The sequence below is a fragment of the Pseudodesulfovibrio pelocollis genome (assembly GCF_030282845.1).
GTDB lineage: Bacteria > Desulfobacterota > Desulfovibrionia > Desulfovibrionales > Desulfovibrionaceae > Pseudodesulfovibrio > Pseudodesulfovibrio pelocollis.
Window position 1 is genome coordinate 13,823 of the sequence record NZ_JASTWE010000038.1, and the last position, 22,550, is coordinate 36,372.

The following is a 22,550-nucleotide window of genomic DNA, read 5'->3' on the forward strand; positions in this document are numbered from 1 at the left end:
CGCCGCCTCCCCTATTTCCTGCCTTCGGCGGCCACGGCCAGCCGGGTCAGTTCGGCCAGCCGGGTGTCCACCAGCCGATACAGGGTGCCGGTGGGATACTGACCGTTCTTGCCCCGCACCCCGCAGCGCATGCCGGTGAGCAAGAACATGGCCTCCTCGATGGTGCTGACCGGGAAGATGTGGAACCGCCCCTCGTCCACGGCCTTGACGATCTCGTCTTTGAGCATCAGGTTGACCACGTTGTCCGCGGGCAGGATGACGCCCTGGCGACCGGTGAGCTTGCGGCGGCGGCAGACCTCGAAGAATCCCTCGACCTTGCGGTTGACCCCGCCCACGGCCATGACCGCGCCGGACTGGGAGACCGCGCCGGTGAAGGCGCGTGAAAGGTTGATGGGCACGCCGGACAGGGCCGAGAGCAGGGAGGCCAGCTCCGCGCCCGAGGCCGAGTCGCCCTCGATGCCCGCATAGGACTGCTCGAAGCACAGGGAGCCGGTCAGGACGATGGGCTTGTCCTGGGCAAAGAGGCGCACCAGATAGGACTTGATGATCATCATGCCCTTGGTGTGGATGGGGCCGCCCAGCTGGGCTTCGCGCTCCAGATCGAGAATGCCGCCGTGGCCCACGCCCACGGTGCAGGATATCTGATGCGGCAGGCCGATCTCGTAGTCGCCGAACTGGGTGACAGAGAGCCCGTTGGCAAGGCCCACGGCCTGGCCCGTGGTCTGCACCTTGATCACCTGCCGGTCGTACTCGGTCATGAACTCCTCTTCGTAGAGGTTGACCCGGTAGTCCTTGGCAGCCACCGCCGCAGTGAGGTCGGCCGAACCCACCTCGCTCCGTCCGGCCATCCGGGCCAGGGCCGAGGCCTCGACCATCCGCTCGCGCAGCAGGGGGATGTAGAGGGAGAGCCGTTTCTGGTCCTCCACCAGCCGGGAGCCGAAATCCACCAGCCCGGCCATGGCATCGCGGGTGAAGGGGAGCAGCTCCGACTCGACCGCGATCTGGCCGATGACGTGCAGGTAGTTGCGGATGTTGGCGGCGTTTCGCGTAGCCGCATGCTGCATGTGCGCCTTGAGCTTGAAGAACTTGTCGAAGCGGTCGTCGTTGTAGAGCAGGATTTCGTAATGCTCTTCAGTGCCGATGAGGACGACCTTGAGCCGCAGATCAACGGGCGCTGGCTGCAGGGTGCGGGCCCGGACCTGGTCCGGGTCCACCGGGTCCTCGATGCGCGAGTGGCCCGAGCGCAGGGCGCGCAGCAGCCCTTCCCAGGAATTGGGATTGGAGAGCAGGTCCTCGATGTTGAGGACCAGGAAGCCGCCGTTGGCCCGGTGGATGGCCCCGGCCTTGATCAGGGTGAAGTCCGTGTACAGCGCGCCCATCTCGGCCTCGCGCTCGATGGAGCCGAGCAGGTTGAAGGCCGTGGGATGGTCCTCCACCACCACGGGCGCACCCTTGGTCTTGCCGTTGTCCACGAACAGGTTGACCTCGAAGCGGGTGAAGAAGTCCTCGCCGCCGGGCGCGCTCTCGGGCAGGAGCCCGGCCAGGGCGTTGTCGCGCGGCATGAACTGGTCCACGTTGTCGATCACCTCGTCCTGCAGGGCCTGGAAATACTCGGGCAGCCCGTCCACGACCTTGAACCGCTCCACGACCTTGGCAAAGCTCTCGTCGAGCACGGCCTTGGCCGCCTCGCGCTGGAGGTCCACCTCGGACTGGCGCATGTCCGCCTCGTTCTGGTTGATCTTGCGCAGGATGGCGCTGACCCCGGCCAGCAGTTCCTCGCCCTTGGCCTTGAGCTTCTTGCGCAAGCTCGGGCTCAGGGTCTCGAAGTCCTTGTCCGAAACCACCTGACCGTCCACGATGGGCGAAAGCGTCAGCACGCCCTCCTCGTCCAGGCTCAGGCTGAAGCTCTCCTTCTCGGCCGTGGCGTCCATCCTGCTGAAGAGTTCCTCCCGTTTCAAATTGTACTTCTTGACCATCCGCTCGTGCTTCTTCTGGAAGGCCTCCTTCTCGAAGCGGGCCGGAATCTCCTGGCGGATGTGGGCCATGGCCTTGTGCTGGGCCTGCTTGAACTTGCGCCCCTGGCCGGCAGGCATGCGCACGGCGATGGGGCTGTCGTTGTCCTCGAAGTTGTAGAGATAGACCCAGTCGCACGGCGTCTCGGCCCGGGCCGCAGCGGGCTTGAGAAAGCTCATGAGGAAATAGGTGCGGCCCATGTTGGGCTCGCCCGAGACATAGACGTTGTGCTCGTTGCCCTTGATCTCAAGGGCCAGGGACAGGGCCTGGATGGCCCGGGGCTGGAACTTGGCGTGGACGTTGCGCTGGGGAATGTCGGCGCTGGTGGCGAAGGGTATCCGGGCCGGGTCCGTGGCGGCCCGCAGCCTGTCGCCGCGCAGGCCCTTCACTGGGGGAGTGACGGTGTTGCTCATTGGCTGCTCTCGTGTTCGTGGTGCGCGACGAAGCCGCCGCAGGGCGAAGATACGGATTTTCCCCCGCGATGTCACCCCGCTTCATTGCTCGGGGATGGGAGCGACGGCGACCCGGCGCGCGGGCGCTACTGGATGTAGTTGGGCAGGTTGAGATACAGGTTGATCGTGTAGGTCATCATCTTGTCCATGATCCAGGGGAAGGCCACCAGCAGGGCGATGAAGATGGCGATGATCTTGGGGACCATGGTCAGGGTCATCTCCTGGATCTGGGTGGCCGCCTGGAGCACGGAGATGAAGATGCCCACCGCCATGCCCACGCCGAGCATGGGCAGGGCGATGGTCAGGGTGATCTCGATGGCTTGCCGGGCGAAACCGACCACGAATTCAGGCGTCATGACGCACTACTCCCCGGGAACAAGGACGCGCCCGGTCACTGAAAGGTGTTGACAAGGGACCCCACCAGCAGGTTCCACCCGTCGATGAGCACAAAGAGCAAAATTTTGAACGGCAGCGAGATCATGACCGGCGGGAGCATCATCATGCCCATGGCCAGCAGGATGGAGGCCACCACCATGTCCAGGATGAGGAACGGGATATAGATGAGAAAGCCGATGGTGAACCCGGTCTTCAACTCCGAGATGGTGAAGGCGGCCACCAGCATGATGGTGCTGACCTCGTCGCGATTCTGGGGCCGGTCTTCCTTGGTGATGGTGTAGAAGATGGAGAGGTCCTTCTCGCGGGTGTGCTTGAACATGAACTCGCGGATGGGCACCTGCGCTCGATCCAGCGCCTCGTCGAAGCGGATTTCCTCGGCCAGGTAGGGTTGGAGCGCGGTGTCGTTGACGGCCTTGCCCACCGGCATCATGATGACCACGGTCATGAAGATGGCCAGCCCGGCCATGATCTGGTTGGGCGGCATCTGCTGGGTGCCCATGGCCTGGCGCAGGAAGTGGAAGACGATGATGATGCGGGTGAAGGAGGTCATGGTCAGCATGATGGCCGGGGCCATGCTGAGCACGGTGAGCAGAAAGAGGATTTCGAGCAGGGTGGATATTTCTCCCGGCTCGGCTTGGCCAGCGGCCAGCTCCATGGTCAGCTTGGGAATGACCGGGTCCTGGGCCAGGGCCAGCCCGGGCAGCAATGCCAGACCACCCAGCGCACAGGCCAGAAGCGTCAGCACACGGCGTCCTTCACCCATTGTCATTCATCCTTTCCCCGGGTCGGGGATGTCCGCTTCCTGAGCAGGTCCGCAAAGCTCCCCGGGCCGGACCGATGGTCCCCCGGGTCGGCATCGTCCTCGCCCTCGTCGATGTCATCGGTGGCCAGCAGGCTGACGCGCTCATCGGTCACGCCCAGCAGCAGGTCGCGGCCGCGAAAGCGGACCACGGCCACGCTTTGGCGGGTGCCAAGGGCCAGCCGGCTCATCAGGCGCGGCGAGTCCTTGCCGCCATGGGCGCCCCAGCCGTGAAAACCGATGCGCCTAAGCAGGTAATAGGCCAGAAAAATGACGCCCAGCATCAGGCACAGATAGCCCAGGGTGGTCAGGATGGTGGCACCTGAATCCACCATGGGCAGCGCCATGGGCACGGATGTCGCGTTGCCCTGGGCCACGGCGCTATCCAAGCTGCTTCACCCGCTCGATGGGGCTGATGATGTCTGTCAGCCGAATGCCGAACTTCTCGTTGATGACCACGGCCTCGCCACGGGCCACGAGCTTGCCGTTGACGTATATCTCAAGGGGCTCGCCCGCCAGCTTGTTCAGCTCCACCACCGACCCCTGCCCCAGCTGGAGCAGTTCATTGATCAAAAGCTTGGTGCGGCCCAGCTCGGCCGAGACCTCAAGGGGGATGTCGAGGATGAAATCAAGGTCGCGCTTGCCGCCGGATGCGGCACCCTTGGACACGCTGCCCATGTCCTTGAACTCGTAGTCATGGGTCTGGGTGGAGAGAAACGCCTGCTCCTTGTCGTGCTTGACCTCTTCCTGGGTGGTCTCGGCAAGGGCGGCCGCCCACTCGTCGGCCAGCGCCTCGTCGTCGCTGGCCACATCGGCGCTGGCTGCCTCGGAGGGATCGGGCACGTCGTCGCCCTCAAGCAGCGCATCGGCCCATTCCTGTGCCAGTTTGTCCTGATCTTCGGCCATGTCGTCACCTCGCGAAAAACGTTGTGCCCGTCAAAAAACATGACGGCCCGGAAAGGCCCTTGCAAGAGACGTGCTACTGGATGACCATCTCCGTGATGTAGACGCGCAGGACCGTGCCCCTTCCGAGAATCTGGTTGAGTCGGTCAACGATCTCCTGCTTCATCTCCACCTTGGCCTTCATGGTGGAGAGGGAGTCGTAGCTCTTGCTCGAGAGCAGCAGGAGCAGGGTGTCCCTGATCCTGGCCTCGTTCCTGAGCAGGTCGCTTGCGACCTTCTTGTCGCGCACCTCCACCTCGATGCCCAGCTTGAGATAGCGCCGCCCCAGCGGATCGGCCAGATTGACCAGGAAGGTGGGCAGGGGCACCAGCTGGCCCTCCAGCGAATCGGGCAGCGGATCGGCCGAGCCGCCGCGCTCCGCGGTCTGTGCATCGTCGGACGGGGCAAAGAACATGGTGTAGCCGAAATACCCGCCCACGCCGAGGAGGATCAGCGCCACGGCGATGATGATCCACTTGAGCTTGCCGCTCTTCTTTCCATCCTGGACAACATCTTCGTCAGCCATGGTGGCCACCTTTGGTTTTTCCGGTTTGGTCTTCTCTTCCTAACGCGATTTCGCGATGTTTTCCAGACAAAGTTAAGAGCGCTCCAGGGGGCTACTGGTACCCGCCCACGGGCCGGGCCGTCTTGAGCAGCACCTCCACCCGGCGGTTCATGGCCGAGGCCGCGGGGCGGCCCCGTTCGTCCAGGGCCGGGACATCGCTGCCGTAGGCCGAGAGCGAGAAGCGGCGCGACGGGACGCCCGAGTCCACGAAAAAGTCGAGCACCGCCAGGGCACGGTCGGCCGAAAGGGCATAGGGATCGCCCCCGCCGTCCGTGGCATCGGTGTGCCCGGAAACGTTGACCGGGGCGGCCGTGTGCAGCAGCAGCGGAACCAGCCCGGCCATGAGCCGCTCGCCCTGGAGACTCAGGCGCGACTCGCCCGAGCCGAAGAGCAACTGATCGGTAAAGACCAGGGCCACGCCCTCGGGCCGGGCCAGCACCTCCAGATTCCGGTCCAGTTCCGCCTTGCTCAGTTCCTCGGGCAGGTTGTCGTCGGGAAAGAGCAGGTCCTTGATGCGCTGCTTCTTGTTGATGACCTCCCACGGCTTTTCCATCAGGTCCACGACGAGTCGCTCCTTGACATCCACCCGGCCCGAGCCGCGCTTGTCGAGCAGGCCCAGGTCGGCGGTTTGCAGCGTCACCCGCGTCAGGATGGCGTTGTCCATGGACGACATGGTCAGGATGAGCACGAAAAAGGTCAGCAGCAGGGTCACCAGATCGGAAAAGGTGACCAGCCACAGGGCCAGCGGCGGGCAGGGCGGATCTTTTTTCTTGCCGAGCATGGCTACTCCACCCCGGGCAGGGGCCGCAGGTCGAAGCGGAAGCCGTCGATGTCGATGGACTCCACCGGGGCGCGCACCACGCCGTCCAGGGCCTGGATGCGCTCGCCCGCATCGAGGTTGCGTTTGTCGAGGACGATGTCCACCCGGCGGTTCCTGGCCCGGCTCTCGGCCGTGGCCTGGGTGTAAAAGGGCATGTACTTGCCAAACCCCTCGACCCGGAGCATCTCGGGCCGCATGCCCCGATCGATGAAGTGGCGGTAAACGGCCAGGGCGCGGCCAAGGGACATCTTCCACGACAGGTCCGGGTGGCGCTCGTCGTCACCGGGCTGGTAGTCGGACCCCAGCTCGTCGCGCAGCATGGAGGTGTGCCCGGCCAGCAGCAGCGGATACTGCACCTGGGCGAGGACGGGCATGAACCCGTCGAGCACGGCGCGGCCCGCGTCGCTCAGGCTCACGGAGTCGGGCCCAAAGAGCAGGCTGGCGTCGATGGACAGGATCTGGACAAAGCGGTTGGAGCGGAAATTGATGTCGTCGTCGATGTTCTCCCACTTGAGTTCCTTGAGGGGCTCAAGGTCCCCGATGTCGATGGGACCGGGTTCCACGGTGCGCCGCGTGTCCTTGCGCGAAAAGACCTCGTAACTTTCGTCGTGCCAGCCAAAGGTGCCGATGATGGAGCCGAGCGCCACCAGCTTGCGGCGCGGATCGATGTGGGACATGGAGACCAGGAGCACAAAGAAGGTCAGCATCAGGGTCATGACGTCCGAGAAGGTGATCATCCACGGCGGCATGGAATCGCATTCCCGTTTTTTCTTTTTCTTGGCCATGTTCCCGGTCTCCCTGGCGGGCGCGAACCGCTAGTTGGTCACGACCCTGTCCTTGGGCGGCAGGTAGCTGTTGAGCTTTTCCTCGATGATGCGCGGGTTCTCGCCCTTGGAGATGGAGAGGATGCCCTCCATGATCATCTCGCGCAGCAGGATTTCCTCCTTGCTGCGCGCCTTGAGCTTGCCCGCCATGGGGTTGAAGACGAGGTTGGCCAGGATGGCTCCGTAGAGGGTGGTCAGCAGGGCCACGGCCATGGCCGGGCCGATGGTGGACGGATCGCTCATGGTCTGGAGCATCTGCACCAGGCCGATGACCGTGCCGATCATGCCCATGGCCGGAGACAGGGTGCCCAGCACGGCCACCAGGTCCGCGCCCGTGGCGTGGCGCTCGCTCAGGTAGGATATCTCGGTTTCGAGGATTTCCTGGATGGTCTGAGGCTCCAGGCCGTCCACGGTCAGTTGCAGCCCCTTGCGCATGTAGTCGTCGTCGATCTCCTTGATCAGCGGCTCCAGCGAGAGGATGCCCTCGCGCCGGGCGCGGTTGGCGTAGTCCTTGAATCGGTCGATGATCTCCCGGGGCGTCTCCAGGCTCGAAAAGAACGTGTTCTTGACCACGCCCACCAGACCGATGACGTAGCTGATGGGATAGTTGACCATGGCCGCGCCCAGGGTTCCGCCAATGACGATGAGGAACGACGGCACCGATACGAAAATGATCAGGCTCGACCCGGTCAGGATGGCCGAACACACCAGACCAAAGGAGAGAACGATGCCGATGACGGTTCCGAGATCCATACCCTGCCCTTTTGCCTTGCCTCGTTATTGCCTGGGCTCCCGCGCCCCGAAAATCCTCGTACCGATGCGGACCATGGTCGCTCCCTCCTCCACGGCGGCGACAAAGTCGCCGGTCATGCCCATGGAAAGATGGGGCAGCGAGCGACCCAGCCGCCCCTCAAGCCTGCCGCGCAGATGCCGCAGCCGGGCGAACACCGGGCGCGCCCGCTCCGGGTCGTCGAAAAAGGGCGGCATGGTCATCAACCCCTTCAGCCGCAGCCCCGGCATGGCCTCGACCGCCTCGGCCAATTCGGGCAGCCCGGCCTCGTCCACCCCGGACTTCTGCTCCTCTCCGGCGATGTTCACCTGAAGAAGAATATCCTGGACCACGCCCAGTTCCGAAGCCTTCCTGTGCAGCGCCTGGGCCAGCTTGCGCGAATCCACGCTGTGGACCAGGGCGAAATTTCCGGCCACGAACCGCGCCTTGTTGCTCTGCAACCCGCCGATGAAGTGCCACCGAAGCGGCAGATCGGTCAGCGCCTCGCGCTTGGCCAGGGCCTCCTGCACGTAGTTCTCGCCGAAATCCACCTGCCCGGCCTCGGCCAGGACGCGCACGTCCCCGGCCGGGTGAAACTTGGAGACCGCCACCAGGGTCACGTCCCCGGGCTCACGCCCTGCCCGGCGTGCCGCCCGGGCCAGCTCCTCGCGGGCCTGGGCCGCCCGCCCGACCAGCTCGATCCGTCTGTCCATCATATCTCTCAATGAATCCGGGCGTTAGGCTCATCCGCCTTATCGGCCCGTTTTTCCTTTAGCTTAATGAATTAATGAAAAAAGCGCACATTCACGCCCCGCCATGTGTCCATACCATGAGACAGCACGCGGTAACCACCCGAATTCTCGCAAAAAACCGCGACATCTTCCATTCCTTTTTTGCCGTGAAAATTCTAAACTTTTTCTATAGTTACCGCCTCTAAGACTGGTCGGACAAATAAACCTGCGCTTGTCATGGGCGCGTCGGCTGTGTCATAGGTCATGGCATTACAAGCTGCCACATACACCAGACACTCCGAAGGCCCGCCATGAACGAACGCTATCTGCATACCTTCCAGTACGGCATGACCGCCCAGCTCAAGGAGCTCCCCCTCGACGAGGTGGTCCTGTACGTCCGCAACCACATCCACAGCTTTCTCCTGGACGAGGCCGTATGCTTCTGCTTCATCGACCGGCTGGCCAACGACCCTGCGGCGGCAGGGCACGAGACCGCGCGCACGGTCCTCCTCTATCTGCTCGACAAGGCGCTGCAACTTCGGCCCTTCCGGCTCGGGCTGCTGGAGGCCGTAACCCGGCTCACCGGCAATCCCCAGGTCAGGCAGCGCATGGATGTGGTGGCCCAGCACATGCGCGAAAAGGAGACCTACGACCTCATCACCGGGCTTGACCTCAAAACCGACGCCGAGGAGGCCGGGGAATTCCTGGCCACCCTGATAGGCGCCTGCCCGGACCATGTCCCGGCCGCCCAGTACGCCCTCTACGTGGGCCGCCATCTTGGCGTGCCAGCCGAACCGTGGCTCGAGAGCTTCGTCTGCCCCGAGCCCCTGCGCCGCGACTGGGACGCGGCCCTGTTCAACCACCATGCCGCGCTGTGCGACTTTGACCAGGCCATGGCCCTGTGGCCGACCCTCAACCACACCGCCCTGCGCGAGACGAGTCTGAACCTGGCGGCCGCCATGTTCGTGGCCGCTGGCGACACGGGCACGGCCATCCGGCTGTACGAGAACTCGCTGCGCCAGGACCCGCGCCAGACCCCGGTGCGCCTGCGGCTGGCCCAGCTGCAATCGCCCTTTGCGGCCGACGCCTCGCTGCTCGCCCGACGCAGGGTCAACATCTGCCTGTATTCCTGGAACAAGGCGGACATGCTGAGCCAGACCCTGGAAGGCCTGAGCCGCTCGAACATCGGCCCGGCGCGCATCGACGTGCTGCTCAACGGCTGCACCGACCACAGCCGCGAGGTGGTGGAACGGGCGCGCGCCCTGTTCCCGCACAACGAGTTCACGATCCACGACCTGCACGTGAACATCGGCGCTCCGGCCGCGCGCAACTGGCTGACCAACCTGCCCGAGGTGCGCGCCTCGGACTACATCGCCTTTCTAGACGACGACGTCACGGTGCAGGAGGACTGGCTGGCCTCCTTCCTCACCGTGGCCGAGACCGACCCGAAAATCGGGGCCGTGGGCTGCAAGGTGCTCCACCCGGGCCAACCGGCCATGTACCAGTATCTCTTCCGCTACGTGGCCATCGCCGACCACGGGCTGCTCAAGATGAGCCTGCACGCGCCCGAGCACCAGTACGACACCGGCATTTACGACGTGGTGCGCGAGACCAGGAACGTCATGGGCTGCCTGCACCTGCTGCGCACCAGCGCCCTGGCCGAAATCCCGGCAGGCTTCGACATCCGCTTCAGCCCCTCGCAGGTGGACGACATCGATCACGACATCGCCCTGTGCCTCAACGGATACCGCATCATGTACTGCGGCCCGGTGGCCTGCATCCACCACCAGTCAAGCGGGGTCAACGCGACCAAGGTACAGTGGCGGCCATCCTCCGTGGGCTCCGTCATGGGCAACGACATCAAGTTCTACTTCAAACACTTCGATCACCTGCCCAGGCTCAAGGCCCTGGACAACCTGAGCCTCGACCTCGGCGTGCCCCTGCCCGAGTTCTAGGGGGCCGTCGTGCCCCCCCTGGCCGCACCTTCGAGGGGGGCAGGGGCCGGGCTGCGCGGCGCATTTCACCCATTATCAATATAGAGAGACTTGACGAAACACCCGGTCAGCGGGCATAGCACCCCCTCGAACCAACCACATCGGGCCGCGCAGGCTGCCCGCATCCCCTGAAAGGACGACCAAGGGTTTCCATGCCAAAAGACCTGATCATCGTTGAGTCCCCGGCCAAGGTGAAGACCATCAGCAAGTTCCTGGGCAAGGACTATATGGTGGACGCCTCGGTGGGCCATGTGCGCGACCTGCCCACCCGCGACCTGGGCGTGGACGAGGAAAACGGGTTCACCCCCCGCTACGAGATCATCCAGGGCAAGGAGGACGTGGTCAAGCGCCTCAAGGCCGCGGCCAAGAAGGCTGGCACCGTGTTCCTCGCGCCCGACCCGGACCGCGAGGGAGAGGCCATCGCCTGGCATGTGGCCGAGCTGCTCAGGCCGGTCAACAAGAACATCCGGCGCATCCAGTTCAACGAGATCACCGCCCGCGCCGTCAAGGAAGCCCTGGAAAACGCCCAGGACCTCAACGAGAACCTCTTCGACTCCCAGCAGGCCCGGCGCATCCTGGACCGGCTGGTGGGCTACAAGATTTCCCCCATCCTGTGGAAGAACGTCAAGCGCGGCATCTCGGCCGGGCGGGTCCAATCCGTGGCGCTCAAGCTGCTGGTGGAGCGCGAAAAGGAACGCCGCGCCTTCAAGGCCGACGAATACTGGCCCTTCAAGGTGCTCCTCGAAGGCGAAAACCCACCGCCCTTCTGGCTTGAACTGCACAAGCTCTCGGGCAAGGCGGTCAAGCCCGGCGTCAACCACGTCGCCACCGCCGACGAGGCCGAGGCGCTCCAGCAGGTCCTCGAGGGCGGCCAGTTCGCGGTGGAATCCGTGCAGGAGAAGCAGCGCAAGCGCGACCCCCTGCCGCCCTACATCACCTCCACCCTGCAGCAGGACGCCAACCGGCGGCTCGGCTTCTCGGCCAAGCGGACCATGTCCGTGGCCCAGCGCCTCTATGAGGGCGTGGAGCTTGGCAAGCGCGGCACCACCGCCCTGATCACCTACATGCGTACCGACTCGGTGCGCATCGCCAAGGAGGCGCAGGAGACTGCCAGGGAGCTGATCATCGACCGTTTCGGCGCAGACTATTATCCGCAGAAAACCAGGAATTTCAAGACCAAGGGCGGGGCGCAGGACGCCCACGAAGCCATCCGCCCGGTGGACGCGACCATCACCCCCGAAGAGGTCAAGAGCGTGCTGCCGTCCGAGCAGTACCGCCTCTACCGCCTCATCTGGCAGCGGTTCGTGGCCTCGCAGATGGCGGCCGCCAACTTCTGGGACACCACGGTGCTGGTCAAGGCCCCCAAGACCCAGTGGCGGGCCAAGGGCGAGCGCATGCTCTTCCCCGGCTTCCTCGCGGCCATGGACAAGGCCGGGACAGAGGCCGAAACCGAGCTGCCCAAGCTGGCCGAGGGCGAGACCCTGCGCCTGAACGAGTTGAAGAAGGAGCAGAAATTCACCCAGCCGCCGCCGCGCTTCTCGGAAGCGTCGCTGGTCAAGACCCTGGAAGAGCTTGGCATTGGCAGGCCATCCACCTATGCGGCCATCATCTCCACCCTGCTCGATCGCGAATACGCCCGCCAGGAAGAGAAGCGGTTCGTGCCCACCGAGCTTGGATTCATCGTCTCGGACCAGCTCTCCGAACACTTCGTGGCCCTGATGGACGTGGGCTTCACCGCGCGCATGGAGGGCCTGCTCGACGACGTGGCCGCTGGCAAACAGGACTGGGTCCGGCTGCTCAAGGACTTCGGCGACGACTTCTACCCCATCCTGGACAAGGCGCGTGCCGGAATGGCCCGCTCCCAGCAGGAGACGGACATCGTCTGCGAGAATTGCGGCAAGCCCATGGCCATCAAGTTCGGCCGCACCGGCGAATTCCTGGGCTGCACCGGGTTCCCCACCTGCCGGACCATCAAGAACTTCACCCGCGACGAGGATGGAAGCATCCGGGTCGTGGAGCGCGAGACCCCCGAGGAAACCGGGGTGGAGTGCGACAAGTGCGGCCGTCCCATGGCCATCAAGCAGAGCCGCCGGGGCGAATTCCTGGGCTGCACCGGCTACCCGGACTGCAAGAACATCGTCAACTTCGAGCGCGACGCCGAGGGCAAGATCACCGTGGTCGAGGCGGACAAGCCCAAGGTGGTGGGCACCTGCCCGGACTGCGGGGGCGAGCTGCTGCTCAAGAAGGCGCGCACCGGCTCCCGGTTCATCGCCTGCTCCAACTACCCGGACTGCACCTATGCCGAGCCCTTCTCCACGGACGTTCCCTGCCCGGTGGAGGGCTGCACCGGCGAACTGGTGGAAAAATCCTCGCGCCGGGGCAAGATATTCTACTCCTGCTCGGCCTACCCCAAGTGCGACTACGCGGTCTGGAACTGGCCAGTGAAGGAGCCCTGCCCCAAGTGCGACCACCCCATCCTGACCAGCAAGACCACCCGGGACAAGGGCGAGCATCTGGCCTGCCCCAAGAAGGGATGCGGCTTCACCCGGCCTCTGGGTGAAGCGCCCGACGAGTCCCTGGACGACCCGGGCGACAACAGGCCTGAGGAGTCGGACGACTTCGGCGACGACAAGGCATAAACCCGACACCTTTACTCCGGGCGCGGTTGTCCGTATGGTTCTCTCATGGAGGACCATCATGCCCGACACCCTGTTTTCCCGAATCATCGGACGCCGCCAGTGCCTGCGCGCCCTGCTGGGTGCGGGAGCTGGCGTCCTCGCCTGGCCCGGGCTGGCGGCCCGGCCCGGTGCCGCCAATGCTTCCGCCACCCCTGAAGCATCCCGTTCCACACCCCGCTCAACGGTGGTCATCGTCAAGACCGATGACCGCGCCAAGGGCATCCGCGCGGCCATGGCCCACTTCGACCTGAGCCGCTTCCAGGGTGCCCGCATCGCGCTGAAGGCCAACTACAACAGCGCCGATCCTTTCCCTGCCTCCACCCATCCCGACACCCTGCGCGCCCTGATCGAGACCCTGGCCGAGACCCGGCCCGCGTCCATGACCCTGGCCGAGCGCAGCGGCATGGGCGATACGACCCAGGTGCTGCGCTCAATGGGCGTGCGCTCCCTGGCCGAGGAGCTGGGAGTGGAGGTGGTGGTCATGGACGACCTGGACGCGGCGGGGTACGTCCTCTTCCGGCCCGTTGGCAGCCAGTGGAAGCGCGGCTTCCTCCTGGCCCGCCATTTTGCCGAGGCCGACGCGGTGGTGCAGACCTGCTGTCTGAAGACCCACCAGTACGGCGGGCACTTCACCATGGCCCTCAAGAACGCGGTGGGCGCTGTGGCCAAGCACGACCCGGGCGACGGCTACAACTACATGACCGAGCTGCACCGCTCTCCGCTCCAGCGCTCACTCATTGCCGAAATCAGCCTTGTCTTCCGCAATGATCTGATCATCATGGACGGCATGAAGGCGTTCATCACCGGCGGTCCCCACGCAGGCCGCGAGGTCTCGCCCGGGGTGATCGTGGCAGGCACCGACCCCGTGGCCGTGGACGCGGTGGGCGTGGCCATCCTGCGCATGCACCCCACCACCGACGCGGTCAGGACCGGCCCGGTCTTCGCCCAGGAGCAGATCCGCCGCGCCGCCGAACTGGGCATCGGCGCACCCTCGCCCGAAGATATCGTACTGGCCCCCATCGGCCCGGGCGCGGACGGGTTCGTCCAGCGGGTGCGGGAGATTATGGCGGCGTGAGGGCATACCCGATCATTCAGATCCTCGAAGCCATGCGCAAAGCCCGGCCCGCCACTCTTGGCGGGCCGGGCTTTGCATGTTCCCGAGGGGGTCGGACTGCTACGGCTCGCCCTGGCGCTGGGGCGGCTCGTTCCCGGCTTCCGGTGTTTCATCAGTGTCGGGATCGGCCGGATCGTCGGTCGGGATCGGCATCTCCTTCCAGCGGTTTCTGGCGTACACGGCGTTGACGATCCACAGGATGGGGTTGAACAGCAGGATGATGCCAACCACCCAGGCCCATTTCCTGCGCTTGAGGATGTAGAAGTACGGGATGATGGCCAGCGTGAAAAAGATCAAGGCCGTCAGGGTCTTCTCGTCATCCACTGCCGGACCCACGACAAGCATCAGGGCCAGCAGGCCATAGGTCAGCATGCCCATCAGGCCGGTGTAGTACCCCCACTTGTACGGCCTGGCCCCGGGGTATTTCTGATGGAGCTTCTTGTCCAGCAGGAGCGCCAACGGGATGGCAATGAGCGCGCAAACCAGGGTCATGGCATAGCGTACAGGACTGTCTTCCATCACAAACTCCTCACAGGGTGCGGCTGTTCATATCGCATTCGCATCGCGGATCGACGCTCGTTCAATGGCAGAGCCAACAAAACAAACTTCACCGCCGATGTCCAGATGACTCGCTTGTCTTTCGCCCTGCCGCCTTCCGGCCCCTTGGCCGCAACCGCCCGCCCCTGGCCCCGCAAACAACAAAGCCCGGCCCGCCTTCATGGGCAGATCGGGCTCGTCGTGTCCAAGGAAACAGCCAGTTAGCGAGTCTCGGCAATGACATCCCAGGTGGCGCCCTGGGGGGTGTCCTTGACTTCCACGCGCATGGTGGCCAACTCGTCGCGGATGGCGTCGGAGCGGGCGAAGTCCTTGTCCTGGCGCGCCTGCTGCCGGGCGTCGATCAGATCCTGGACGCGGGCCGGGTCAATGCCCGCCCTGGCGGCGCGGCTGTCGCGCAGCTCGGCCAGGAACCCGGCCGGGTCGCTGCCGAACACGCCGAGCACCTCGCTCCACGTCCGCATCACCGCCTTGAAGCGGGTGAAGAAATCGCGGCCACCCTCGGACTTGCGCAGGTTCTTGTCCTCGACCACGCGCCCGGCCAGACGCACGGCGGAAAAGATGTGCCCCAGCGCCCCGGCGGTGTTCATGTCGTCTTCCATGGCCTCGGCCCAGTGGCCCTCGATGACGTCGAGCTCCTCCACCAGTTCGGTCGGGAACGGCGACTTCTTCCAGCTGGTCTTGGCCAGTTCCGTGTCCACCTGGGCCAGGGCCGCGTAGACGCGGCGGATGCCCTTTTCCGCCTCCTCCAGCGCCTCGAAGGAGAAGTCGAGCGGGCTGCGATAGTGCATGGTCAGCAGGAAATAGCGCAATGCCTCGGGCATGAACTTGTCGAGAATGTCCCGGATGGTGAAGAAGTTGCCCAGGGATTTCGACATCTTCTCGGAGTTGATCTGGACGAATCCGTTGTGCACCCAGTAGTTGGCAAAGGGCTTGCCCGTGGCCGCCTCGGACTGGGCGATCTCGTTCTCGTGGTGGGGGAAGGACAGGTCCTGGCCGCCACCGTGGATGTCCAGGGGCAGGGGCGCGTACTTCTCGCTCATGGCCGAGCATTCCAGGTGCCAGCCCGGACGGCCCGGCCCCCAGGGCGAATCCCAGGACGGCTCGCCGGGCTTGGCCGCCTTCCACAGGGCAAAGTCCAGCGGGTCCTGCTTTTCCTCGCCCGGGTCGATGCGCGCGCCCGACTCCAGTTCGTCGATGTTCCGGCCCGAGAGCTTGCCGTAGTCGGCAAAGGAGCGGACCCGGAAATAAACATCGCCCGAGGGCGTGGCATAGGCGTTTCCCTGGCTGATGAGCTGCTCGGTCAGGGCGATCATCTCCGGGATGTGCTCGGTGCAACGGGGTTCCACATCGGCCCGGAGCACGCCCAGGCGGTCCATGTCCACATAGAACTCGCCGATGAAGCGCTCGGCCACTTCCCCGGCCTCGGCCCCGGTCTCGTTGGCCCGCTTGATGATCTTGTCGTCTATGTCAGTGAAATTGCGAATGAAGGTGACATCGTACCCCTTGTGGCGCAGGTAGCGGAAGAGCACGTCAAAGACCACGCTGGAGCGGGCATGGCCGATGTGGCAGAGGTCGTAGGCAGTGATGCCGCAGACATACATGTTGACCGCGTTGCCGTTGGCGGGGATGAATTCCTGCTTCTTCCTGACCAGGGTATTATAGAGTCTCATTCAAATGCTCCGTTCGCAACAATCAGCTTTTATTGATCATTGATTAGATGTCGCGCTCATAGTCCGTGGTCACGGAGACGTTGAGCAGGTGCAGGTTCTCGTAAAAATCGCGGCCCATGAAGAAGTAGAGCACTGGCACGGGCTCGTCGGGCCGGGCCGATACGACCACCCTGCCCGGCTCGGCCACGAACTCGGCCAGCCCGAGCAGGGCGCGCTCGGCAACACCGTTGCCCTCGCGGGCGCTATAGCGTGCCATGGTCGAGATCTCGGCCAGAATGCGCTGACGGGCCTCGTCCGGGGAGATGCCCAGCAGTCTGGCCGAGCTGCGCAGCAGCATGGTCACCATGGCATGGTCCTCGTAGATCAGGTCCACGTTGACCAGCCGCAGCCCCAGGAGTTTTTCCACACGCAACTGGTCCAGGTCAAGGCGGTCCACGGTGCCTGTCAGCGACACCTCGCCCAGTTCGGGCGCGGAGAGCGACAGGGTGCGCACGGTCAGGGCCTGGCTCGCGGGCGCGTAGGCATAGTCCACGGCCAGATCGCCGCGCACCTCGCGCACGCCCATGGAGAGCAGGGGCGCGGCCCAGGTGCCGAAATTGGCCGGGGTGACGCGCATCAGCACCCCCCGGGCCTGGGCCGCGGCAAAGTGGGGCACCGGATTCTTCTGGTCAAAGGAGCTGAAGCGGACCTCGTCGGCAGATACGCGCTGGCCGCCCGGCAGGGCCGCCTCCACCCCTTCGAGGATGACGCTTTGGTCCGAGAAGCGCACCGAAATGTCGTCGTAGGACACGATCAGGCCCGGCACGTCGCTCACGGCCTGGTTGAAGGCCCGCTCCACCTCGTGGTTGACGAACCAGTAAAGCCCGGCCGCGCAGATGGCGGCGAAGACCACAAGGGAGATGAAAAATTTGCCCAGCCCGGACACGCCCGCCTAGACCTCCCGCAGGGCCGAGACCACGGCCACGGCCTTGATCCCCTGCTTGCGGCCGGTGAAGCCGAGGCTTTCCTCGGTGGTGGCCTTGACATTGACCCGGTCCACCGGGAGTCCGAGCAGCCGGGCCGCGTTGACGGCGATGGCTCCGGCGTGGGGCGCTATCTTCGGTATCTGGGTGATGATGGTCAGGTCCGCCTGGACCAGCCGCACCCCGGTCGCCTCGGCCATGGCCAGTATCTCGCGCAGGAGCACGCCGCTGTCCGCCCCGGCGAAGCGCGCGTCCGTGTCAGGGAAGTGGGTGCCGATGTCGCCGCCGCCAAAAGTGCCCAGCACGGCGTCGGCCAGGGCGTGAAGCAGCACGTCGCCGTCCGAGTGGGCGACGATGGTCGGGCCGCCGGGCACGGGCACGCCGCCCAGCACCAGCGGCCTGTCGCCCTCGGTGCCGAAGCGGTGGACATCGTAGCCCCAGCCCACGCAGGGGATGGTGGCCCGGGCCTCGGCCAGCCGTTTCAGGTCCTCGGCCGTGGTGATCTTGATGTTGCCCGGCTCGCCGGGGATGATGGCGACGCGGATGCCCGCCCCGGGCGCATGGGCGGCCATGCGCTCCACCATGCTGGCGTCGTCGGTGACGTCCCAGCCATCGGCCGAGGCCAGGGCGTGGGCCTCGCGCAGCAGTCCGGTCGCAAAGGCCTGGGGGGTCTGCACCGCGCGCAGTTCGGCCCGGTCCAGGGTCTGGACCACGCCCTCGGTGCCGGATTCGTCCGTGGCCGCGCGCTTGATGGTGTCGGGCACCTGGATGGCAGGAACCACGGCCCGCTCGCCCCGGTGCAGGGCATCGATGAGCAGGGTGATGGTCCGGGCCGAGACGAATGGCCGGGCCGAGTCATGGACCAGCACGCCGTCGCAGCCGGGCGGCAGGGCGGCCAGACCGTGGGCCACCGAGTCCTGCCGCCGCGCCCCTCCGGCGCACACGGCCCAGTCCAGGCCGAGATTCTCGCTGCGGAAGAACTGGCTCACGCGCTTTTCCATGGCCGCCACATCCCCCTGCGGGAACACGAAGACCAGCCCGCGCACACCGGCCACGCGGGAAAAGGTGCGGGCCGAGTGCCAGAAAAGCGGCGCGCCCCGGTGCTCCAGGTATTGCTTGGCCACGCCCCCGGCGGCCCCGGCCAGGCGCGTGCCCGCTCCGGCGGCCAGGATCACGGCCCATATGGTCTTCAGCGGTCGGTCCATGCGCATTCCGTGTTGTCAGCGGCGGGAGGGTTGCCCCTCCCGCCGCCGTGGTATCAGGTTTGGAGTCGGCCGATAAGCCGGGTTCTGTGCCCCCGAGGGGGCGGCTGTCATTCCTCTAGGGCGACTGTTACCAGCCGCCTCAAGCAACCTACCCGGTAGCCTGGGCCGGGCCGGCCTCGTACGCTACCCTATTTGGTCTTGCTCCGAACGGAGTTCACCTGGCCTGCCGTGTCACCACGACAGCCGGTGGGCTCTTACCCCACCGTTTCACCCTTGCCGCCGGGTTTCCCCGGAGGCGGTCTGCTTTCTGTTGCACTTGACGGGGATCACTCCCCCTGGGCGTTACCCAGCGTTCTGCCCTGTGGAGCCCGGACTTTCCTCTCCGATCAATGATCGCAGCGACAGCCTGTCCGGCTCCAAACCTGAAATCAAACTATTCCTGAACCCCGCCAGGGGTCATGTCGCCCCGCTGCCAGTAGATGAGCCGCTGGCAGTTGGGGCAGCTTAAGATCTGCTGGCCCTTTTGCAGGTCGTTGAATATCTGCGGCGGAATCATGATGTGGCAGCCGTGGCACACGGCCTCGGCCACCGGCACGATGACCGGGTTCTCCATACGCTCGCGGATGAACTCGTAGCGGCCGAGGATGGGCGGGGGCACCACCTTGCAGGCCTTCTTGCGCTTGCGCACCAGTCCCTCAAGGCGCTTGTTGGCCTCGTCCAGACGCTGGTCAAGTGTGGTCTTGAGGGTGTCGTACTGCTCCTTGACCCCGCTCATTTCCTCGGTCAGGGCCTCGGTGGCCTCGTTTTGGCGGACAAACTCCTCCTCCACGGCGGCCTGCTCCTCCTCGCGCATCCGGTTGAGCTTCTCAAGGCTGTCCATCTCGCGCATCATGGCGTGATATTCCTTGGTGTTGCCCACCAGCATGAGCTTGTTCTTGCTCTTCCTGATGCGGCTGCCGTCGTCCTCGATCTCCGAGGCCAGCTTCTTCTTCTGGCTCTTGAGCAGGTCGATGCGCTCGTCGATCTGGGCGCGCCGCTCGGCGAATTGGGCCATCTGGGCCTCAAGATCGGAAAGCTCCAGCGGCGCCTTGGCGATCTCGTCCTCAAGGACAAGGATTTCGTCATCCACCTGTTGCAGTATGATCAACTGCTCGATCTGTTTCTCGTACATCGGTTGCAACCTCGCTATCTATTTGAAATCACGCGCATGCATGGTTCCTTTGTTACTGCCTGACCCGCACCCGGAAGGGATCGCTCCCAACGAAGAAGCGAACCTCCACGCCGGACAGCCGCCCGGAAAGCTCCTGGGCGAAACGGCGCATCATCTCCTCTTCCAACGAAAAATGCCCCACATCAAGGACACACACGCCCGCCTCGACAGCGGCATGGTACTTCATGTCGCCGGTGATGAACACATCGGCCCCGGCCTTGGCCGCTGCCGTGACCAGATCGCTCCCGGAGCCGCCGCAGTAGCCCACCCGGGCCACGCGCTCCGGCTGCGGGCCGGACACGGTCCAGTAGCCCCGGGCATGGGCCGGAAGCAGCCTGTCCAGCAGGGCCGAGAACGCATCGAAATCCATGGGCTCGGGCAGGTCGCCCACCTCGCCGAACCCCACCGCGTCGCACGGGGCGAAAAGGGTGCGCAGATAGAAGACCGGCCTGCTGCCCACGGCAAAGACGATGGCCTCGGCCACGGCGGGCCAGTCCGCCTCGTCGCAGACCACGCGCACCTCGCCGGTGCCGCTCTGGGAAACCGAGTGGATGGACGCGCGCCTGGCCCAGATGTCTGCCGTGGCCCGGGAAACAGGCTCGTCGAGATAAAAGGACGCCTCCACCGGGCAGCGGGTGTGGGCCTTCTCAAGAATCTGCGTGCCGCGCAGCCCAAGCTCGCTCCCCAGCCAGAAGGCCGGGCCGCCCGGCCGCACATCAAGGGAGGTGTGGGCCGCATATAGCCACGCGCCGTCGGCCATCACCCGGCGGGCCACATCGAGCACCCGCCCGGGAGTGCCCAGGGACACGGGCTTCATGTACAGGGGGTGGTGCGTGACCACGGCCCCGGCTCCCCAGTCGAGACACGCCCCGACCATGGCGGGCGTCGGCTCAAGGCACACGGCCACCTTGTCGGCCTCGGTCAGGGTGCCAGCCACCTGGACCCCGCAATTGTCCCAAGCGCTCTGCCCGTCCTCCGGGGCCAAGGCTCGAATTTCTACCAAAATATCCTTGATTTTCATGGTTTTAAGCCTAAAAAACGGAAACAAGATGCTCCCGTAGGGTATCCCCCTCGGGAGCATCCACTTCCTCTTCTGTTTCCCGGCCCGAACGCCGTGTGGGAGATTTCAGGATATATGCGTGTGTCGCGGGCGGTGTGGCTAATGATCGCGCTAACCTCTCGGGCCAGGGGAAATAGTGGTGGGCCAGCCAGGATTCGAACCTGGGACCGACCGGTTATGAGCCGGTGGCTCTGCCAACTGAGCTACTGGCCCGCAGTCTCCAAGCAGGGCACTATAGCGATCACGCGAGGGGGTGTCAAGCCGGGGCTGGATCAATGGGCAGGACCGGGAAGGACAACCAGTCCGCCCTTGCCATCCGCCGTCACATCCTTATCATGACCCCATCGGGCCGCCGCCGAGGACTTCCGGTCCAGCAACCACCAACCCCCCGAACCGGGCGCGGCCCGCCGCACCGCCCGGCAGGAACAGCCATGATCGCCATGAAGCCCCATCCCTCCAAGCTCTATGTGGAGACCACCACCCGCTGCAACCTGCGCTGCGCCATGTGCGTCAAGCAGTCAGGCGGTGCCCGCATCCCGGACGAAGACATGTCCATGGACACGTTCCGGGCGCTGGCCCCGGCCTTTCCGCACCTGGACGGCATCATCCTCAACGGCATCGGCGAGCCGCTGCTCCACCCCCGCCTGACCGACATGATCGCCCTGGCCCGCAGCACCATGGACCGGGGCAGCATCGGCTTCCAGACCAACGGCATGCTCCTGACGCCCGCACTGGCCCGCCAGCTGGTGGAAGCCGGGCTGGACACGATCTGCCTGTCCGTGGACATGGTCAAGGGCGACACCCTCTTCCACGGCGGCGAGGATGTCTCGCGCATGGCCCATGTCTTCGGCTCCCTGCGCCGGGCCGCTCAAGACGCCGGCCGCGACCTGTCCATCGGCGTGGAGTTCGTGCTCATGCGCGACACGGCCGAGGCACTGCCCCGCTCCCTGGCCTGGGCCGCCACCCAGGGCGCGCGCTTCGCCCTGGTCAGCCACATGCTGCCGCATGACCCGGCCATGGCCCACCAGTCCCTCTTCAACCCCAACACGGACGCCTCCATGGCCGAGTTCGCCCGCTGGCTCGACGAGGCTAAAACCCGCAACATCGACCTCTCCCGCTACTTCGACATCCTCTGGAAATTTTACAAGACCCCGGAGGAAGCCGAGCTGGTCCGCTTTGTCATGGAACGCCAGCACACGGCCCAGGAGCGCGGCATCCCCATCCACCTGTCGAGCCTGATGCACTGGTCCGGCCCGGAAAAACAGGCCGAACAAGCCTGGCTGGCCGACATTCTCCACCAGGCCCGCGCCGTGGCCGAGCAACACGGGCTCGACGCGACCCTGCCGCCCGTGGCCGCCACCCTCGCCCGCACCTGCGAATTCCTCGAACACGGCGTGGCCCACATCACCGCCCACGGCGACGTGCGGCCCTGCTACTTCCTGTGGCACGAATACTCCTGCGTCATGGACGGCGGCGAAAAGAAAATCACCCCGCGCACCTTCGGCAACGTCCGCCACACCCCCATCCTCGACATCTGGAACAGCCCGGCCTACCGCCAATTCCGCGCCGAAGTGCTGGACTACGCCTACCCCTACTGCTCCAACTGCCCGGTGGTCCCCTGCTCCGACGTCACCGGCCAGGGCCGCGACTTCGAACGCGACTGCTTCGGCCTGGACATCCCCTGCGGCCACTGCATCTGGTGCATGGGCGGCGTCCGCTGCCTGCTGTAAGAGATGGGGCTGGGGTGGGGTGGAGGTGGGGATGGAGTGGAGGTGGAAGATTCCGGGG

20 protein-coding genes, 1 tRNA gene and 1 other RNA gene are annotated in these 22,550 nt (G+C 65.2%); 4 read left to right on the top strand and 18 right to left on the bottom strand.

Features of this window, described 5'->3' with window-relative positions; all coding sequences use genetic code 11:
• Positions 1 to 11: 11 nt before the first annotated feature.
• From QQS14_RS12680 to QQS14_RS12725, 10 genes are all read right to left on the bottom strand, one after another.
• A complete protein-coding gene (locus QQS14_RS12680; protein ID WP_285907375.1) occupies positions 12 to 2,426 on the bottom strand; it encodes a Lon protease family protein in 2,415 nt (804 codons plus the stop codon).
• Between the two features lie 125 nt (positions 2,427 to 2,551).
• Positions 2,552 to 2,821 carry a flagellar biosynthesis protein FliQ gene (fliQ, locus tag QQS14_RS12685; RefSeq protein ID WP_285907376.1) on the bottom strand — a complete coding sequence of 90 codons (270 nt, stop codon included), beginning with the start codon at positions 2,819 to 2,821 and terminating at the stop codon, positions 2,552 to 2,554.
• 35 nt (positions 2,822 to 2,856) lie between these two features.
• Positions 2,857 to 3,624, bottom strand: coding sequence for a flagellar type III secretion system pore protein FliP (fliP, locus tag QQS14_RS12690; RefSeq protein WP_285907377.1), 768 nt, complete (start codon positions 3,622 to 3,624; stop codon positions 2,857 to 2,859).
• A 2-nt stretch (positions 3,625 to 3,626) separates the two neighbouring features.
• On the bottom strand, positions 3,627 to 4,049 hold the full coding sequence (fliO, locus tag QQS14_RS12695; RefSeq protein ID WP_285907378.1) for a flagellar biosynthetic protein FliO: 423 nt from the start codon (positions 4,047 to 4,049) through the stop codon (positions 3,627 to 3,629).
• The gene (gene fliN / locus QQS14_RS12700; protein WP_285907379.1) at positions 4,042 to 4,566 is read right to left on the bottom strand and encodes a flagellar motor switch protein FliN; all 525 of its coding nucleotides are present in this window, start codon (positions 4,564 to 4,566) and stop codon (positions 4,042 to 4,044) included. Before fliN ends, fliO begins: the two co-directional genes overlap by 8 nt.
• A 73-nt stretch (positions 4,567 to 4,639) precedes the next feature.
• The gene (locus tag QQS14_RS12705) at positions 4,640 to 5,128 is read right to left on the bottom strand and encodes a flagellar basal body-associated FliL family protein (protein WP_285907380.1); all 489 of its coding nucleotides are present in this window, start codon (positions 5,126 to 5,128) and stop codon (positions 4,640 to 4,642) included.
• A 91-nt stretch (positions 5,129 to 5,219) separates the two neighbouring features.
• Positions 5,220 to 5,948 carry an OmpA/MotB family protein gene (locus QQS14_RS12710; protein ID WP_285907381.1) on the bottom strand — a complete coding sequence of 243 codons (729 nt, stop codon included), beginning with the start codon at positions 5,946 to 5,948 and terminating at the stop codon, positions 5,220 to 5,222.
• Positions 5,949 to 5,950: 2 nt separating this feature from the next.
• A complete protein-coding gene (locus QQS14_RS12715; RefSeq protein WP_285907382.1) occupies positions 5,951 to 6,772 on the bottom strand; it encodes an OmpA/MotB family protein in 822 nt (273 codons plus the stop codon).
• A 30-nt stretch (positions 6,773 to 6,802) separates the two neighbouring features.
• Positions 6,803 to 7,564, bottom strand: coding sequence for a motility protein A (locus QQS14_RS12720; protein ID WP_285907383.1), 762 nt, complete (start codon positions 7,562 to 7,564; stop codon positions 6,803 to 6,805).
• Positions 7,565 to 7,588: 24 nt separating this feature from the next.
• Positions 7,589 to 8,296 (bottom strand): YggS family pyridoxal phosphate-dependent enzyme, encoded by a 708-nt coding sequence (locus QQS14_RS12725; RefSeq protein WP_285907384.1) that lies wholly within the window; start codon positions 8,294 to 8,296, stop codon positions 7,589 to 7,591.
• 326 nt (positions 8,297 to 8,622) lie between these two features.
• Here QQS14_RS12725 and QQS14_RS12730 point away from each other — a divergent pair, with 326 nt between their 5' ends.
• The 3 genes from QQS14_RS12730 (at position 8,623) to QQS14_RS12740 (ending at position 14,058) form a co-directional block, all read left to right on the top strand.
• Positions 8,623 to 10,266 carry a glycosyltransferase family A protein gene (locus QQS14_RS12730; RefSeq protein WP_285907385.1) on the top strand — a complete coding sequence of 548 codons (1,644 nt, stop codon included), beginning with the start codon at positions 8,623 to 8,625 and terminating at the stop codon, positions 10,264 to 10,266.
• Between the two features lie 191 nt (positions 10,267 to 10,457).
• A complete protein-coding gene (gene topA / locus QQS14_RS12735) occupies positions 10,458 to 12,944 on the top strand; it encodes a type I DNA topoisomerase (protein ID WP_285907386.1) in 2,487 nt (828 codons plus the stop codon).
• A 58-nt stretch (positions 12,945 to 13,002) separates the two neighbouring features.
• Positions 13,003 to 14,058 carry a DUF362 domain-containing protein gene (locus tag QQS14_RS12740; RefSeq protein ID WP_285907387.1) on the top strand — a complete coding sequence of 352 codons (1,056 nt, stop codon included), beginning with the start codon at positions 13,003 to 13,005 and terminating at the stop codon, positions 14,056 to 14,058.
• 99 nt (positions 14,059 to 14,157) lie between these two features.
• On the opposite strand, the gene QQS14_RS12745 is transcribed toward QQS14_RS12740, so the two are convergent.
• From QQS14_RS12745 to QQS14_RS12780, 8 genes are all read right to left on the bottom strand, one after another.
• Entirely contained in the window at positions 14,158 to 14,616 is a 459-nt protein-coding gene (locus tag QQS14_RS12745) for a hypothetical protein (protein ID WP_285907388.1), read from the bottom strand.
• Between the two features lie 239 nt (positions 14,617 to 14,855).
• Entirely contained in the window at positions 14,856 to 16,325 is a 1,470-nt protein-coding gene (cysS, locus tag QQS14_RS12750; RefSeq protein ID WP_285907389.1) for a cysteine--tRNA ligase, read from the bottom strand.
• A gap of 43 nt (positions 16,326 to 16,368) precedes the next feature.
• A complete protein-coding gene (locus QQS14_RS12755; RefSeq protein ID WP_285907390.1) occupies positions 16,369 to 17,250 on the bottom strand; it encodes a hypothetical protein in 882 nt (293 codons plus the stop codon).
• A 6-nt stretch (positions 17,251 to 17,256) separates the two neighbouring features.
• Positions 17,257 to 18,492: a 2-C-methyl-D-erythritol 4-phosphate cytidylyltransferase gene (gene ispD, locus QQS14_RS12760; protein ID WP_285907391.1), complete on the bottom strand. Its 1,236-nt coding sequence runs from the start codon at positions 18,490 to 18,492 to the stop codon at positions 17,257 to 17,259.
• Positions 18,493 to 18,549: 57 nt separating this feature from the next.
• Positions 18,550 to 18,910: RNase P RNA component class A (rnpB, locus tag QQS14_RS12765), an RNA gene on the bottom strand.
• Positions 18,911 to 18,925: 15 nt separating this feature from the next.
• The gene (locus QQS14_RS12770) at positions 18,926 to 19,663 is read right to left on the bottom strand and encodes a zinc ribbon domain-containing protein (RefSeq protein WP_285907392.1); all 738 of its coding nucleotides are present in this window, start codon (positions 19,661 to 19,663) and stop codon (positions 18,926 to 18,928) included.
• Positions 19,664 to 19,715: 52 nt separating this feature from the next.
• A complete protein-coding gene (locus QQS14_RS12775; protein ID WP_285907393.1) occupies positions 19,716 to 20,723 on the bottom strand; it encodes a Nif3-like dinuclear metal center hexameric protein in 1,008 nt (335 codons plus the stop codon).
• Positions 20,724 to 20,899: 176 nt separating this feature from the next.
• Positions 20,900 to 20,975: transfer RNA gene (locus QQS14_RS12780), tRNA-Ile, on the bottom strand.
• Between the two features lie 218 nt (positions 20,976 to 21,193).
• Between QQS14_RS12780 and QQS14_RS12785 the strand changes: the two genes are divergently transcribed.
• Complete coding sequence (locus tag QQS14_RS12785; protein WP_285907394.1) at positions 21,194 to 22,492, top strand: radical SAM/SPASM family putative metalloenzyme maturase; 1,299 nt, start codon at positions 21,194 to 21,196, stop codon at positions 22,490 to 22,492.
• The last annotated feature ends 58 nt before the right edge of the window (positions 22,493 to 22,550 follow it).